Below are 14,319 nucleotides of genomic sequence, written 5' to 3'. Positions count from 1 at the left end.
GTCGGTCACCGGGCGGGCCGCGAGAGCCTGGGGCCTGAGGACGGGCCCCCGGGCTCAGGAGTGGCCGAGCTCCTCGGCCGGGGCGTCGGGTTCGACGGAGCCGGAGGCGCGGTCCGGGTGCAGCGGGAGCGGCTCGACCACCAGCTCGTCCAGGATCAGCTCGGACGGCGCCGGCGGAGCCGGGATGACGGCCGCCTCGGAGTGTCCGCCGCAGCCGTACGCGAAGGAGACGATCTGGCCGTCGGCCGGGCCGAACTCGTTGCCGCACACGCCGAAGGCCTGCCCGAGCGAGCCGCCGATCGGGATCAGGAAGCCGCAGCTCGCGCACGAGGCCGGGGCGGCCTGCGCCATCGCGGTCTGCGAGCCGTGGGACTTCTCCCAGCGCTCGGCGGCCAGGTGCAGGCCGAGCCGGGAGAGCACCCGGCTGCGGCCGAGGCCCAGCTCCTCGGCGACGGCGTTGATCCGGGCACGGGCCGGGGCGGGCTGGACGTGCGGGTCGGTGACGACCAGGTCCTCGTCGTCCGCCAGGGCGACCGCGGAGTTCGGCGCGGGCTCGTCCTCGCCGCTCCAGCCGGCCTCCAGCCGCAGGTCGTCGGCGCCGGTGGGCAGCAGGTCGCCCGGGCCCATGTCGCCGGGGCGCAGCCGGTCGCTCCACGGCACCCACTCGGGGGCGAGGACCGCGTCGTCGCCGGGCAGCAGCACGACCTCGTCCAGGGTGACGTTCTTGGCGCGCGGCGCACGGGCGACGGTGACCGCCCAGTGCCAGCCGCGGTAGGCCGCGTCCAAGCACTCGAAGGTGTGGGTGACGACGCGGTCGGCGTCCGCCTGGACGCCGAGGTGCGGCCCGACGGCCTCCGCCCCGACGGCCTCCTCGGCTGCCCGGCGGGCGAGTTCGACGGCCTCGGCACAGAGCCGGTCGGGGGTACGGCTTCGCATCGCAGCACTCACGGCGTCGATTCTCTCCCAGTTCTTCTGTCGCCCACGGCGTGTTGCCTGTTCCGTCGCGGCTTGGTGTCCCTCGTCCATTCTGCGCGACCGGGAGCCCCCTCGGGTACCGGCCGCGCCGCTCGACCGGCCTGCCGGCGCCCCGGCGCCCCGGCGGGTCGACCCTGGGCAGGCTACCCGCCGGTCGGTGCCCCGGCACAGTCCGGGGCGGACACGGCCGTTCCGGGGCCGCGCCGAACGGAGTCCGGTCCCGCGTCGGCTCGGCGATTCTGGGGCAGGATGGGCTTGTGGCGGACCATGACCCGTCGCAGCACGTACTGCGCGCCCCGCAAGCCGGCAGCCCCGACCGGACGGACGCCGTGCTGCGACAGCAGCCTCCGGTCCCCGGCGCGGACGAACCGCAGCCGGCGGGCGCCCCCGAGGCGTCCGCGGCCCCCGTGGACCTGCACGAGGCCGTGGCCCTGGACGCCCCCGACCGGGCCCTGCCGGAGCCGGACGAGGTGGAGGCCCCCGAGCCCCGCCGGCACTTCCTGATCCGCACCGCCTCCGCCGCCGGCTCCCGCACCGGCAAGGTGGTGCACGGCACCGGCCGGCGGATCCGCCGGGCCACCGCCGCCGAGGGCGCGGGCGAGTCCGGTCTCGCGAAGCTGATCGAGCTGCACGCGCTCAACTCCTTCGGCGACATGCTGATCACCGTCGCGCTGGCCTCCACCATCTTCTTCTCGGTGCCCACCGGCGAGGCCCGCGGCCGGGTCGCGCTCTACCTGCTGATCACGATGGCCCCGTTCGCCCTCCTGGCCCCGGTGATCGGCCCGCTGCTGGACCGCCTGCCGCACGGCCGCCGGGCGGCCATGGCGATGGCCATGCTGGCCCGCGCGGTGCTGGCCTGGACGATGGCCGGGGTGATCGTCGGCGGCGGCATCGCGCTCTACCCGGCGGCGCTCGGCGTGCTGGTCGCGTCCAAGGCCTACGGCGTGGTGCGCAGCGTGGTGGTGCCCCGGCTGCTGCCGAGCCGGCTGTCCCTGGTGAGGGCGAACTCCCGGGTCACCCTGGCCGGGCTGCTGGCCACCGGCGTGGCGGCCGGGGTGGGCGGGCTGCTGCACCTGATCGGGCCCGGCTGGCCGCTGCGCGGCGCCTTCCTGGTGTTCGTGATCGGCACCCTGATGGCCTTCCACCTGCCGCCCGCGGTGGACTCCGCCAAGGGCGAGCAGCGCGCCGTCCTGCACGCCGAGGTGCACGGCGAGGGCTCGCACCTGATCCACCACAGGCCGTCGCCGGTCAAGGCCTCGCTGCGCACGGTCGGCCCCTCGGTGATCCTGGCGCTGCGGGCGATGTCGGCGATGAAGTGGCTGGTCGGCTTCCTGGTGATGTTCCTGGCCTTCCTGCTGCGGGAGGAGCCGGTCGGCGGGCTGCAGCCGACGGCGGCGCTGGGCCTGGTGGCGCTGGCCGCCGGGACGGGCAACGCGCTGGGCTCGGTGCTCGGCTCCTGGCTGCGCACCCGGGGCCCGGAGGCGACGGTCACCGCGATGCTGCTGATGGCGACCTGCGCGACGGCGTCGGCGGCCCTCTGGTACGGCGTGGTGACGGTGGCTCTGGTCGCCGGGGTGGCCGGGATGGCGGCCTCGCTGGGCAAGCTCTCGCTGGACGCCCTGATCCAGCGGGATGTCCCGGAGACGGTGCGGACCTCGGCGTTCGCCCGTTCGGAGACCCTGATGCAGTTGTCCTGGGTGGCCGGCGGCGCGGTCGGCATCCTGTTGCCGCTGAACGGGAAGGTGGGCCTGTCGATCGCCGCCGGGGTGGTCGCCCTGGTGCTGCTGTGGACGCTGCGCTCGCTCTTCCGGGTGGGCCTGCGGCGGCACCCGACGGCACCCAGGGTGGCCTGACCGGAGCGGGCCTGCAACACGCGGTGCCGACCCCCGCGTCGCGTGACCGACCAGGCCCGGTAGATTCTGACGTATGAGCCTCAATTCCCGTGCCATCGCCGCCCTCGGCGCCGTCGTCGTGGTCGGCGCCGCCACGGTGGGCACCTCCGTCGCCATCGCCGCCGGCCAGACCGAGCACATCTCCCACCAGGCCACGCTCACGGTCGGCAACTCCTCGGTCGTCGCACAGCCGCTGTGCTGGAACGGCGGCAGCCCGCTCACCGAGGACCAGCAGCAGCAGTGCCAGGAGGACGCGACCAAGGCGCTGAAGGCGGGCACGCTGCCCTCCTCGGACGTCGTGGGGAGCGACCGGGTCGGTGTCGGTGTCTCGCCGAACGTGGCCGACACGGGCTGGTGGGCCTTCACCAACGGCGGCTCGGCCAACCAGGGCGGCCGCTACAGCCTGTTCTCGGCCTCCAAGGGCCAGACCTGGTCCGGTGCCCAGGCGGCGGGCAAGCTGCTGAACTCCAGCGGCAAGACCGTGGTGACCGTGGTCGAGGGCGACCCGAACCAGGAGGCCCCGATCGCCGTCTGGTACTTCCAGCTGAACAGCAAGGACAACAGCTGACGGTCCGGCGATGACCGCGCACGCCGTCGCCGACGGCCAGGGCGAGCAGTCGGGCCCCGCACGGGCCCGGCTGCTCGTCGTCGTCGCGGTGGCCGCCGAGGCCGAGGCCGTGCTGCGCGGCCTGCCCGGCGGGGCCGCCGCGCTGCCGCTGCCCGGCGGCACGCTGCACCGCGCCGAACAGGTGCCGGTGGACGTCCTGGCCGCCGGGGTCGGTCCGGCCGCCTCCGCTGCCGCCGCCTCCGCCGCGCTGGCGGCCCACCCGTACGCCCTGGCCGTCTCGGCCGGGATCGCCGGCGGCTTCGCCCCGCACGCCCCGGTCGGCGCCACCGTGCTGGCCGACGCGATCGTGGCCGCCGACCTCGGCGCCGAGACCCCCGGGGGCTTCGCCGACGTCACCGAGCTGGGCTTCGGCACCGTCCGGCACACCCCGCCGCCGGCGGCCGTCGCACTGGCCGCGCAGGCGCTGGGCGGCCCGGGCCTCACCGTCGGCCCGGTGCTGACCGTCTCCACCGTCACCGGCAGCGCCCGGCGGGCCGCCGAGCTGGCCGCCCGCCACCCGGGCGCCGCGGCCGAGGCGATGGAGGGCTTCGGCGTGGCCGAGGCCGCCGCCCGGTACGGCGTGCCGGCCCTCGAACTGCGCACCGTGTCCAATCCGGTGGGCCCGCGCGACCGGGCCGCCTGGCGGATCGCAGAGGCGTTGGCCGCCCTGGAGCGGGCCTTCGCCGCGCTGCCCGTCCACGAACTGGCTGCCTGGCCACGAACCGATCGAGGAGGCCGGCCGTGGCTGAACGGCTGAGCATCGCGTACTCGCCCTGCCCGAACGACACCTTCGTCTTCCACGCCTGGGCGCACGGCCTGGTGCCCGGGGCGGACGCCCCCGAGGTGACCTTCGCCGACATCGACGTCACCAACGGCCTCGCCGAGCGCGGCGAGCTGGACGTGCTGAAGATCAGCTACGGCGCGCTGCCCTGGGTCCTGGAGCAGTACGCCCTGCTGCCCTGCGGCGGCGCGCTGGGCCGCGGCTGCGGCCCGCTGGTGCTCACCCTGCCGGGCGTGGGCTCCCCCGCCGACCTCGCCGGGAAGACCGTCGCGGTGCCCTCCGAGCGCTCCACCGCCTACCTGCTGTTCCGGCTCTGGGCGGCGAAGGCGGTGCCGGGCGGCTTCGGCGAGATCGTCGTCCTGCCGTTCCACGAGATCATGCCCGCCGTCCGGGACGGCCGGGTGGACGCCGGCCTGGTGATCCACGAGGCCCGCTTCACCTACCGGCAGTACGGCCTGCACAGCCTGGCCGACATGGGCGAGGCCTGGGAGCAGGAGACCGGCCTGCCGATCCCGCTGGGCGCGATCGTCGCCAGGCGCTCGCTCGGCACCGAGCGGCTGCGGGCGATCGGCGACGCGATCCGCGCCTCCGTCCGGCAGGCCTGGGCGGACCCGGCGGCGAGCCGTGAGTACGTGCTGGCGCACGCCCAGGAGATGGACCTGGACGTCGCCGAGCAGCACATCGGGCTGTACGTCACCGAGTTCACCGAGGACCTCGGCGAGGAGGGCTACGCGGCCGTCCGCGCGCTGCTCACCCGGGCCGCCGCGGAGGGGCTGGTGCCCCCGCTCGACCCGGGTGCGCTCACGTTCGGGTGATCCCTCCCGGCTTCGGGTGATCCCTCTCCCGACGCCTCAGACGTCGAACTGGTCGGCCACCGCGCGCAGCAGGCCGGCCAGCTTCTGGCCGGTCGGCTTGGCGGGGTAACGCCCGCGCTGGAGGCCGGGCAGCACCGCGTCCAGCGTGGTGATCAGGTCCTGGACGATCGGCGCCATGTCGTCGGCGCTCCGGCGCTGGGCGGCGGCCACCGAGGGCAGCGCGTCCAGCAGCTGCACGGCCATCGCCTGGTCCCCGCGGTGCCCGGCGACCACGCCGAACTCGACCCGCTGGCCCGGCTTCAGCGACGTGACACCGTCGGGCAGCGCCTTGGTGTGGACGAAGACGTCGCCGCCGTCGTCGCGCGACAGGAAGCCGAAGCCCTTCGTCTCGTTGAACCACTTGACCTGGCCGGTGGGCATCTCGAACAGTCCTCGAATGGGTGTGAGGGATCCCGGCCCGGGCCGGGGATCACTGGGTGGTGGGAAAGGCGGCCGACCTCGGCTCGGCGCCCGTGGGCGCTCATGGTCGGCACGCGGTCAGGAAGCAGACTAACCGTCCGTCACTGCCTCATCCGCGTTCCGCGAGGGATCCGCGTTCCGAGGCCCGTTCGGGGCGGCGGCGGGAACGGGATCTCGCGGTCACGGGCAACCCGGCACTGGCACGGCCGGGGCGCGGCTCCGCGCGGTCCATCGGCTCACACCCCCCGGGTCTGAGGACGCGGGGCGCACCTGTAGCGCCCCTCGGCACCCCGTGCATACCCCCGCTCAACAGGGATCAAAACGTTCAGCTGCCGGGAAACTGCGCAACGTGACCGGGCCGCTCCGGTGGGCCGCCCCGGCTGCCGCTCTGCCAGACTGGGGGCAGTTCCGACCGGCCCGTAGGAGTGAGCAGACGTGAGCAGCCAGAGCGCCGACCCCGGCGACGTGTACGTCAAGGCCGGGGCGATCGTCTTCGGTCTCGGCGCACTCGCCACCCTGGTCACCTTCGTCCCGCTGTTCCTGCACCTGACGCCGCTGCCGACGGCCGCGTACTGGCTGAGCATGCTGATGCCGGCCGGCTTCCTGGCCGCGCTGACCGGGCTGCTGCTGAACGCACGGGACCAGCGCCGCCGGATCGGGCCCTGAGGGCCGCTGCGACCGTGGTCTAGCCGCGCCCGGCCAGGTGCCCGGCGAGCCAGTCCGGGAAGCCGGTGAGGTCCGCCAGCACCACGTCCGCGCCCGCCTCGCGCAGCTCCTCCGCGCTGTACGGGCCGGTGGGCACGCAGACCGCGACGGCGTCCGCGTGCCGGGCGCCCCGGATGTCGCCGAGGTGGTCGCCGACGTAGACGCTCGCGCCGTGCTCGCGCAGCGCCTCGCCCTTGGTCTCCGCCCACAGGTCGCCGATCACGGTGTCCACGGCCAGCCCGGCGTGCTCCAGGTGGAGGCGGGCGTTCGGCTCGTACTTGCCGGTGATCACCGCGACCCGGCCGCCGTGGGCGCGGACCGCCTCGACGGCGGCGTGCGCGCCGGGCAGGGCCACGGTCGGGGCGAAGGCGTGGTCGCGGTAGAGCTCGCGGTAGCGGTCGACGACCCGCTCCGCCTCGTCCTCCGGGAACCAGTTGCGGATCTCGTCCAGCAGCGGCGGGCCCAGCCGGGTGACCGCCAGGTCGGCGTCGATGTAGGTGCCGGTCTCGGCGGAGAGCGCCAGGTAGGTGGCTCGGACACCCGGCCGGGTGTCCAGCAGCGTCATGTCGAGGTCGAAGCCGACGGTGAGCTGAGCGGGTGGCGTCGCGGGCATGCCGCCAGGCTACCCAACGGGTGCCGCGGCCACGAGGCAATTTGCCCGGGCTTCGCAGCTGAACTTAGGTTTACCTGAGTTGTCTGCGGAGAGGGCCCATGACCGACACCAGCGCACCACCCGGTGCGCCCCGCGCGCCGTACCGCGCGCCGCGGCGCCGAATACTGTGGCTCGCCGCCGCACTCGCCGTCCTGGCCGCCGCGGTGCTGCTGAGCCTGGCGGTCGGCAGCCGGACCATCCCGTTCGGCGACACGCTCGACGCCCTGCTGCGCGGCGGCGACACCGCCGACGCCGTGGTGGTCCGCGAGCTGCGGGTGCCTCGCACCGTCGTCGGGCTGGCCGTCGGCGCGGCGCTCGGACTGGCCGGGGCCGTCATGCAGGGCCTGACCCGCAACCCGATCGCCGACCCCGGCATCCTCGGCGTCTCCCAGGGCGCGGCGGCCGGCGTGGTGGTCGCCATCTCCGGCTTCGGCGTCTCCACCCTCACCGGGTACGTCTGGTTCGGCTTCGCCGGCGCGGTGGTCGCCACCGTGCTGGTGTACGGGCTCGCCGGGCGCGGCCGGGGCGGGGCCACGCCGATCAAGCTGGCGCTGGCCGGCTCGGCGACGTCCGCCTTCATCGCCTCGCTCAACACCCTGGTGCTGACCACCGACGCGGCCACCATGGACCAGTTCCGCTTCTGGCACGTCGGCTCGCTCTCCGGGCGGACCTCGGACGTGGCCTGGCAGCTGCTGCCGTTCCTGGCCGTCGGCACGGTGCTGGTGGTCGCGGTGGCACGCGGACTGGACGCGCTCGCGCTCGGCGACGACACCGCGAAGGGGCTGGGCGCCAGGACCGGCCTGGTCCGGGCGGTCGGCGCGCTCGGCGCGACCGTCCTGACCGGCTCGGCGGTCGCGGCGGCCGGCCCGATCGCGTTCGTCGGCCTCGCCGTTCCGCACGCGGCCCGCGCGGTGGCCGGCGCCGACCACCGCTGGATCCTCGCCTTCTCCGCCGTCCTCGGCCCGGCGCTGCTCCTGCTCGCCGACACCCTCGGCCGGGTCCTGTTCCCCCCGTCCGAGGTCCCGGCGGGCGTCATGACGGCCCTGGTCGGCGTCCCGGTGCTGGTGGCCCTGGTCCGCCGCCGGAAGGTGGTGGCGGCATGAGTTCCGTCCCCGGCACGGGTTCCGTCCCCGGCACGGGTTCCGTCTCCCTGCGGGGCTACTCCGTCGTCCGGGCCGGGCGGGCGTCGTTCCTGGTGCACCGGCGCTCGGTCGCCGTCGCCGCCGGGCTGCTGGCGGCGCTGGCGGCGACGGTGGTGGCCTCGCTCTGCCTGGGCGAGTCCACCGTCCCGCCGGGCGAGGTGGTCAAGGTGGTGCTCGGGCAGCCGAGCCCGCACGAGCTGGTGGTCGGCGAGTTCCGGCTGCCCCGGGTGGTGGTCGGGCTGCTGGTCGGCCTGGCACTCGGGCTGGCCGGGGCACTGATCCAGACCGTCGCCCGCAATCCGCTGGCCAGCCCCGACGTGGTGGGCGTGACCTGGGGCGCGACCGCGACCGTGGTCGGCCTGATGGCGTACGGCGTGGTCGGCTCGACCGGTCAGGCCCCGTACGCGGCGGTGGCCGGCGGCCTGGTGGCCGGGCTGCTGGTGTACGCGCTGGCCTGGCGGCGCGGCCTGCACGCGCAGCGCTTCGTGCTGATCGGCATCGGGATCAGCGTCGCGCTGTCCTCCCTCACGTCCGTCTTCCTCACCAAGGGCGACGGCTTCCAGGCCCAGGCCGCCAAGGTCTGGATGACCGGCAGCCTGAACGGCGCCGGCTACGACCAGGCCGGCTGGCTCGCCCGGGTGCTGCTCGCCGCCCTGCCGGTCGCGCTGTGGGCGGCCCGCGCCCAGCGGTCGATCTCCTTCGACGACGCCACCGCCGTCGGCCTCGGCCTGCACCTGGACCGGATCCGCCTCGGCATGGCGCTGCTGGGCATCGTGCTGGCCTCGTGCGCGGCCGGGGCCGCCGGGCCGGTGGACTTCGTCGCGCTGATGGCCCCGCAGATCGCGCTGCGGCTGGCCCGCTCGGCGCAGGTCCCGCTGTTCTGCTCGGCGCTGACCGGCGCGCTGGTGGTGGTCCTCGCCGACCTGATCGCCCGGCGGCTGCTGGCTCCGACCGAGCTGCCGGTGGGCGTGGTGACCGGCATGGTCGGCGCGCCGTACCTGATGTGGCTGCTGATCCGATCCCGCCGTGGAGGTTCCTGATGTCCGCTCACCGTCTGGAGGCCCGGGGCCTCACCCTGGCCTACGAGGCGCGCACGGTCGTCGAGGACCTGGACGTGGCCGTCCCGGACGGGCGGGTGACGGTGATCGTCGGCCCGAACGCGTGCGGCAAGTCGACCCTGCTGCGGGCCCTCGGCCGGCTGCTGAAGCCGGTCCGGGGCGCGGTGCTGCTGGACGGCGAGGAGCTGGCGCGGATCCCGACCAAGCGGATCGCCCAGCGGCTCGGCCTGCTGCCGCAGTCGCCGACCGCCCCCGAGGGCATCTCGGTGGCGGACCTGGTCGCGCGCGGCCGCCAGCCGCACCAGAGCTGGTGGCAGCAGTGGTCGCCGGAGGACGAGGCGGCGGTCGCGGAGGCGCTGGAGCGCACCTCCACCGCCGAGCTGGCCGAGCGGAGCATGGACGAGCTGTCCGGCGGCCAGCGCCAGCGCGCCTGGATCGCGATGGCGCTCGCCCAGGGCACCGACATCCTGCTGCTGGACGAGCCGACCACCTACCTGGACATCGCGCACCAGGTGGAGGTGCTGGACCTGGTCCGCCGGCTGAACGTCGAGCGCGGCCGGACCGTCGTCGCGGTGCTGCACGACCTCAACCAGGCCGCCCGGTACGCGGACCACCTGGTGGCGATGCGGGACGGCCGGGTGGTGGCGCAGGGCCCGCCCGGGGACGTGGTGACGGCCGAGCTGGTGCGGCAGGTGTTCGGGCTGGACTCGGTGGTGGTGCCGGACCCGGTGACCGGCACGCCGCTGGTCGTGCCGGGCGCCCCGTGGGCGGCGCGGGAGGCGACGGCGCGGGCCTGAGGAGTCGGGGGCCCGAAGAGGTGGGGGCCTGAGGAGTCGGGGGAGCGCGCTCGGCGGCACTCCCTCGCCTGACGGAACTCGCACTTAACGGAACTTTAGCCACCATTTCGGACATAATCGACGGCACCCAGCCCCGCCGCCAGAGGACCACCGATGCCCCGGATCTCCCGCCGCACCCTCCTCGCCGGTCTCGGTGGAGCCGCGCTCACGGCGGTCACCGGCTGCACCGACAGGCAGCCGACCCCGGAGACCGCGGACGGCCTCGCCACTGGCGCCTCGCCGTCCCCGACCCCGCTGCCGCCGGTGACCGTGAACGCCGCCACCGGCCCGGTGGTGGTGCCGGGCGCGCCGATGCGGGTGATCGTGCTGGACACCGACGTGCTCGACTCCGCGCTGACCCTCGGCATCACCCCGGTCGGCGCCGCGCTCCCGGCCCGCGACACCCGCTACCCCGAGTACTGGCCGGCCTCCCGGACGACCGGAATCCGGCTGGTCGGCCCGGCCGGCGCGCCCGACCTGCCGACCGTACGGGCGCTGCGGCCGGACCTGATCCTCTCCAACCAGGCCCGCGACGGCGACCGCTACGAGCAGCTGCGGGAGATCGCCCCGACCGTGCTCACCCAGACCACCGGAGCGCCCTGGAAGGCCGACTTCCAGCTGCACGCCCAGGCGCTGAACCGGGAGGCGGCCGGGGCGGCCTTCGCCGGCGCGTACCAGAAGCACGCCGGGCAGGTGGCCCAGGCCCTGGCGGCGGCGAGGCTGTCGGGGCGCAGGGTGAGCCTGGTGCGGTTCGTGGAGGGCGGCGGAATCCGGGTGTTCGGCCGGCAGAGCTTCCCCGGGACGGTGCTCGCCGACGCCCAGGTGGGCCGGCCGGACGCGCAGAACGTCGACCAGTCGGACGTCGAGGTCCCGCCGGACCAGCTCGCCAGGGCCGACGGCGATCTGCTGCTGTACGCGACGTACGGCGATCCGGAGCGGTCGGGCGCCAACGCCGTGCTGGCGAGCCCGGCTTGGCAGGCGCTGTCGGCGGTGAAGGGGCACCGGGCGTTCCCGGTGGACGACCAGTTGTGGTTCCAGGGGATCGGGTACACCGGGGCCAACTACGTGCTGGACGAGCTGCAACGCTTCCTGGGGGCGTAGGGCCCCGACTCAGCGCGTCCCGGCGTAGCGGGCCGGGGAGACGCCGACGGCGGCGGTGAAGTCCCGGGTCAGGTGGGCCTGGTCCGCGTAGCCCAGCTCGACGGCGAGCGCGGCCAGATCCAACTCGCCGTCGGTACGGGCGCGTTCGGCGGCCTCGTGCAGGCGGGCGCGGCGCAGCACCCACTTCGGGGAGGCGCCGACGTACTCGGCGAACAGGCGCTGGAGGCGGCGGACGGTCAGGCCCAGCTCGGCGGCCAGCTCGTCCACCCGGCACAGGTCCGGCGTGCCGGTGATCCGGTCCACCATGGCGGCGACCTCGGCGGCGACCGGGTCGGGCGCGGGCAGCCGGGGGCGCAGGAAGGCGTCGACGAGGGCGGCGGGGCTGCCGGGCGCCCCGAGGATCTCCGCGGTGAGCCGGTCGGCCTCGGGCCCGAAGTACTCGGCGGCGGGCACGGACCGGTCGGCCAGCCCGCTCACCGGGTGCCCGGCGAGCGGGCGGAAGGCGCCGGGGCGGAACCGCACGCCCAGCACGTGCCCGGCACCCTCCAGGCGGCGGACGAAGAGCGAGCGGTCCACCCCGTACACGCGCGCTCGCGGGGCCTCGAAGACCAGGTGGACGTTGGGGTGGGCGAGCACCTTCTGCTCGTACGGCGGCAGGCCGTGCAGGTCCCAGCGGACCAGCCAGTAGTACTCGACGAACCGTGCCACGGCGGGGTCGGGCGCGAGCCGGTCCACGGTGATCAGCTCGGCCGCCCGGGCGGGGTGGAGCACACCGCGGCCGAGGTCGGGAGAGTCCGGGGAGTCCATGACGGCCAGGCTAGGGCCTGGACGTCGCGTTTCTTCAAGACCGACCGGTGCGCCCCGGCCAGAATCGGCGCCATGAACGCCCACCCGATGCACCCGTTCCTGGCCCGCGCCGCCTCCGCCGCGGCCGGTGTCGCCGCCACCGTTCCGGCCGGCCAGGCGCTGGACGCGCCGACGCCCTGCGCGGAGTTCGACACCCGCGCGCTGATCAACCACTGGGTGCTCTACAGCTCGCACGGCCTGGAGCACCGGGCCCGGCGGGTCGAGCTGCCCGGGGAGCTGAGCTCGCGGGACTTCGCCGCCGAGGCCGACTGGAGCTCGGCGTACGCGGCCCAGCTGGAGCGCGCCGTCGCGGCCTGGGCCGACCCGGCGGCCTGGGAGGGGGACGTCGACCTCGGCGGCGCCCCGGTGCCGGCGGTCGGGATCGCCCGGATGCTGGTCCTGGAGCTGCTGCTGCACGGCTGGGACGCGGCCCGGGCGACCGGCGGGCGGATCGAGGTCGACGAGGAACTCGCGCTGCTGGCCGGGGAGATCGTGGCGGAGAACGCCGAGCTGTACCGGCAGTACGCGGGCTTCGCCGAGTCGGTGGCGCTGCCGGAGGACGCCTCCGCGTGGGACCGCGCACTGGCCGCCTCGGGGCGCGATCCGCACTGGAAGGCCTGAGCCGCCGGCACCGGGCCCGTTCGCCCGCGCGGCGTTCACGCCTCCGCACGAGCCGTCCGACGGTCACTCGAAGCTGAGCGCCGCCCTGAGCCTGGCCCGCAACAGCCGTACGGCCGGGGACGGTTGGTCGCGGCGGGCGACCAGGCCGAGCCGGGCGTGCGCGGCGGCGTCGGCCAGGGGGACGGCCCGCAGCCCGGCGCCCGCGGCCGAGGAGGCGCTGAGGACGGCCACACCCGCGCCGCGCTCGGCGAGCCGGAGCAGCGCGACCGGGGAGCTGGCCTCGATGTCCACCCGCGGGTCGAGGCCGAGCCGGCGGCAGGAGTCCTGGTAGGCGGCGCGGATCCCGGTGCCCGGGGACAGGCAGAGGATCTTCTCGCCCCACAGGTCGGCGAGTCGCAGCTGCGCCCGGTCGAGGGGGTGCCCGGCGGGCACGACGGCGGCGATCGGCTCGTCGACGGCGACGGCGGCCTCCAGGCCCGGGGAGACCTCGCCCGCGTAGCCGATCAGGGCCAGGTCGAGGGAGCCGGCCAGCACCTGCGCCTGGAGGTCCGCGGAGTGCCCCTCGTGCAGGCTGAGTTCGATGCCGGGGTGGCTGCGGCCGAGGTCGGCGACGGTGTCCAGGAACGGCGGGATCGAGCAGCCCGTGATCATGCCGAGCCGGACCCGGCCGCGGACGGCGTCGGCGAACTCGGCGGCGGTGTGCCGGATGGCGTCGAGGGTGGCCAGGGCGTTCTTCGCCAGCGGCAGGACCGCCTCGCCGGCCGGGGTGAGACGCACCTGCCGGCCGGCCCGGTCGAGCAGCTGCTGGCCCAGTTCGCGCTCCAGCTTGGCCACTTGGGTGCTGATGCCGGACTGGCTCACGTGCAGCCGGGCAGCGGCGGCGGTGAAGGTGCCCTCGTCGACCACGGCGGCGAAGTAGCGCAGCTGGTGCATCTCCATGACCGGTGACGATATTCGACCGGCGCGCCGTCCGCCCGGCCGATCGGCCCCGCCGGATGAACGACTGCGGCCCGCCGGTCACACGCCCGGCGCACCCTTCTTCCATCACTGGCAGAGATGGAAGGCATCTGATTCATCTGTTGGACCGATGGCGGAGTGGTCGGGAGGATGAACGCATGACGACGACGAAGAGTGCGCGTGAGCTTGCCGAGACCTACTTCGCCGCCTGGGAGGCGGGCGAGTTCGAGACCATCCGGGAACTGCTGGCCGACGACGTCGACTTCGTCGGGGCGCTGGGGACGGCCTCCGGGGTGGAGGAGGCGCTGGCCGGGCTGAAGGGGCTCGGGCAGGTGTTGGAGAAGATCGACGTGAAGGTCCGGGTGACCGAGGGCGACGAGGTGATCACCTGGTTCGAGCTGTGCACGACCATCGCCCCACCGGCGCCGACGGCGAACTGGATGCACGTCGAGAACGGCAGGATCGCCCGGATCCGGGTCACCTTCGACCCCCGCGGCCTGCTGGCCGGCATCGAGAAGAAGGCCTGAGGGCGGGGGCAGGCCACCGGCAGCGGCCCTACCCGACCTGCTTCTGCACGTACCTGGTCGTGAAGCCCAGGACCGCCACGTACCGACCCTCGGCGGGCCCCGTGACCTCGCTCGGCCGCACGGGCTGCCAGGTCAGGTACTCGGACCGCTGCCCCTCGTCGTTCCGGTAGCGCCGGCTGCCGTACTTCTCGTACCAGTGGTCCTCGCCGGAGGTCAGGAGTTCGGGGCCCGGCGGCCGGGCGACACTCACGGCCAGCGCCGTCCGCACCGCCTCGCCCGTCGACAGCTCGAACTCCACGGACGGGGCGATCGGCCTGGCCGCCGCCTCCGCGACCTCCTCCGGGG

The 14,319-nt window shown here is 75.2% G+C and carries 17 protein-coding genes; 11 read left to right on the top strand and 6 right to left on the bottom strand.

Features of this window, described 5'->3' with window-relative positions; genetic code table 11:
* Positions 1 to 54: 54 nt before the first annotated feature.
* Positions 55 to 936: a DUF3027 domain-containing protein gene (locus tag ACFU7Y_RS25325; RefSeq protein WP_224284688.1), complete on the bottom strand. Its 882-nt coding sequence runs from the start codon at positions 934 to 936 to the stop codon at positions 55 to 57.
* Positions 937 to 1,478: 542 nt separating this feature from the next.
* On the opposite strand from ACFU7Y_RS25325, the gene ACFU7Y_RS25320 reads away from it, so the two are divergent.
* From ACFU7Y_RS25320 to ACFU7Y_RS25305, 4 genes are all read left to right on the top strand, one after another.
* Positions 1,479 to 2,828 carry an MFS transporter gene (locus tag ACFU7Y_RS25320; protein WP_374120135.1) on the top strand — a complete coding sequence of 450 codons (1,350 nt, stop codon included), beginning with the start codon at positions 1,479 to 1,481 and terminating at the stop codon, positions 2,826 to 2,828.
* 73 nt (positions 2,829 to 2,901) lie between these two features.
* Positions 2,902 to 3,435, top strand: a complete 534-nt coding sequence (locus ACFU7Y_RS25315) for a hypothetical protein (protein ID WP_224284685.1) — start codon at positions 2,902 to 2,904, stop codon at positions 3,433 to 3,435.
* A gap of 10 nt (positions 3,436 to 3,445) precedes the next feature.
* Positions 3,446 to 4,231: a futalosine hydrolase gene (locus ACFU7Y_RS25310; RefSeq protein WP_380769750.1), complete on the top strand. Its 786-nt coding sequence runs from the start codon at positions 3,446 to 3,448 to the stop codon at positions 4,229 to 4,231.
* Positions 4,216 to 5,070, top strand: coding sequence for a 1,4-dihydroxy-6-naphthoate synthase (locus ACFU7Y_RS25305; RefSeq protein WP_224283000.1), 855 nt, complete (start codon positions 4,216 to 4,218; stop codon positions 5,068 to 5,070). The genes ACFU7Y_RS25310 and ACFU7Y_RS25305 overlap by 16 nt, the downstream gene beginning before the upstream one ends.
* A 36-nt stretch (positions 5,071 to 5,106) precedes the next feature.
* On the opposite strand, the gene ACFU7Y_RS25300 is transcribed toward ACFU7Y_RS25305, so the two are convergent.
* Entirely contained in the window at positions 5,107 to 5,490 is a 384-nt protein-coding gene (locus tag ACFU7Y_RS25300; protein ID WP_188300873.1) for a cold-shock protein, read from the bottom strand.
* A 474-nt stretch (positions 5,491 to 5,964) separates the two neighbouring features.
* Between ACFU7Y_RS25300 and ACFU7Y_RS25295 the strand changes: the two genes are divergently transcribed.
* Positions 5,965 to 6,195: a hypothetical protein gene (locus tag ACFU7Y_RS25295; protein ID WP_224283001.1), complete on the top strand. Its 231-nt coding sequence runs from the start codon at positions 5,965 to 5,967 to the stop codon at positions 6,193 to 6,195.
* A gap of 19 nt (positions 6,196 to 6,214) precedes the next feature.
* Here ACFU7Y_RS25295 and ACFU7Y_RS25290 read toward each other — a convergent pair whose 3' ends face one another.
* Positions 6,215 to 6,847, bottom strand: a complete 633-nt coding sequence (locus tag ACFU7Y_RS25290) for an HAD family hydrolase (protein WP_224283002.1) — start codon at positions 6,845 to 6,847, stop codon at positions 6,215 to 6,217.
* Between the two features lie 98 nt (positions 6,848 to 6,945).
* On the opposite strand from ACFU7Y_RS25290, the gene ACFU7Y_RS25285 reads away from it, so the two are divergent.
* The 4 genes from ACFU7Y_RS25285 (at position 6,946) to ACFU7Y_RS25270 (ending at position 11,023) form a co-directional block, all read left to right on the top strand.
* Positions 6,946 to 7,989: an iron ABC transporter permease gene (locus tag ACFU7Y_RS25285; RefSeq protein ID WP_224283003.1), complete on the top strand. Its 1,044-nt coding sequence runs from the start codon at positions 6,946 to 6,948 to the stop codon at positions 7,987 to 7,989.
* The gene (locus tag ACFU7Y_RS25280; RefSeq protein ID WP_380769749.1) at positions 7,986 to 9,068 is read left to right on the top strand and encodes a FecCD family ABC transporter permease; all 1,083 of its coding nucleotides are present in this window, start codon (positions 7,986 to 7,988) and stop codon (positions 9,066 to 9,068) included. The genes ACFU7Y_RS25285 and ACFU7Y_RS25280 overlap by 4 nt, the downstream gene beginning before the upstream one ends.
* On the top strand, positions 9,068 to 9,883 hold the full coding sequence (locus ACFU7Y_RS25275) for an ABC transporter ATP-binding protein (protein ID WP_224283005.1): 816 nt from the start codon (positions 9,068 to 9,070) through the stop codon (positions 9,881 to 9,883). The genes ACFU7Y_RS25280 and ACFU7Y_RS25275 overlap by 1 nt, the downstream gene beginning before the upstream one ends.
* Before the next feature lie 153 nt (positions 9,884 to 10,036).
* Positions 10,037 to 11,023: an iron-siderophore ABC transporter substrate-binding protein gene (locus ACFU7Y_RS25270; RefSeq protein WP_224283006.1), complete on the top strand. Its 987-nt coding sequence runs from the start codon at positions 10,037 to 10,039 to the stop codon at positions 11,021 to 11,023.
* A gap of 9 nt (positions 11,024 to 11,032) precedes the next feature.
* Here the strand turns inward: ACFU7Y_RS25270 and ACFU7Y_RS25265 are convergent, their stop codons facing one another.
* Positions 11,033 to 11,830, bottom strand: coding sequence for a helix-turn-helix domain-containing protein (locus ACFU7Y_RS25265; protein ID WP_224283007.1), 798 nt, complete (start codon positions 11,828 to 11,830; stop codon positions 11,033 to 11,035).
* Between the two features lie 72 nt (positions 11,831 to 11,902).
* Here ACFU7Y_RS25265 and ACFU7Y_RS25260 point away from each other — a divergent pair, with 72 nt between their 5' ends.
* Positions 11,903 to 12,490 (top strand): TIGR03086 family metal-binding protein, encoded by a 588-nt coding sequence (locus tag ACFU7Y_RS25260; protein WP_380769748.1) that lies wholly within the window; start codon positions 11,903 to 11,905, stop codon positions 12,488 to 12,490.
* Positions 12,491 to 12,553: 63 nt separating this feature from the next.
* On the opposite strand, the gene ACFU7Y_RS25255 is transcribed toward ACFU7Y_RS25260, so the two are convergent.
* A complete protein-coding gene (locus ACFU7Y_RS25255; protein WP_380769747.1) occupies positions 12,554 to 13,429 on the bottom strand; it encodes a LysR family transcriptional regulator in 876 nt (291 codons plus the stop codon).
* A gap of 176 nt (positions 13,430 to 13,605) precedes the next feature.
* On the opposite strand from ACFU7Y_RS25255, the gene ACFU7Y_RS25250 reads away from it, so the two are divergent.
* Positions 13,606 to 13,974 carry a nuclear transport factor 2 family protein gene (locus ACFU7Y_RS25250; RefSeq protein ID WP_380769746.1) on the top strand — a complete coding sequence of 123 codons (369 nt, stop codon included), beginning with the start codon at positions 13,606 to 13,608 and terminating at the stop codon, positions 13,972 to 13,974.
* 28 nt (positions 13,975 to 14,002) lie between these two features.
* Here the strand turns inward: ACFU7Y_RS25250 and ACFU7Y_RS25245 are convergent.
* Positions 14,003 to 14,319 (bottom strand): hypothetical protein (locus ACFU7Y_RS25245; RefSeq protein ID WP_380769745.1); only part of this gene is annotated, 317 nt, incomplete at its 5' end.

It is taken from the genome of Kitasatospora sp. NPDC057542 (genome assembly GCF_042801945.1).
In the GTDB taxonomy this organism is placed as follows: Bacteria; Actinomycetota; Actinomycetes; order Streptomycetales; family Streptomycetaceae; genus Kitasatospora.
Note: the sequence above shows the minus strand (reverse complement) of the source record. Positions and strands in the feature narration are given on the sequence as shown.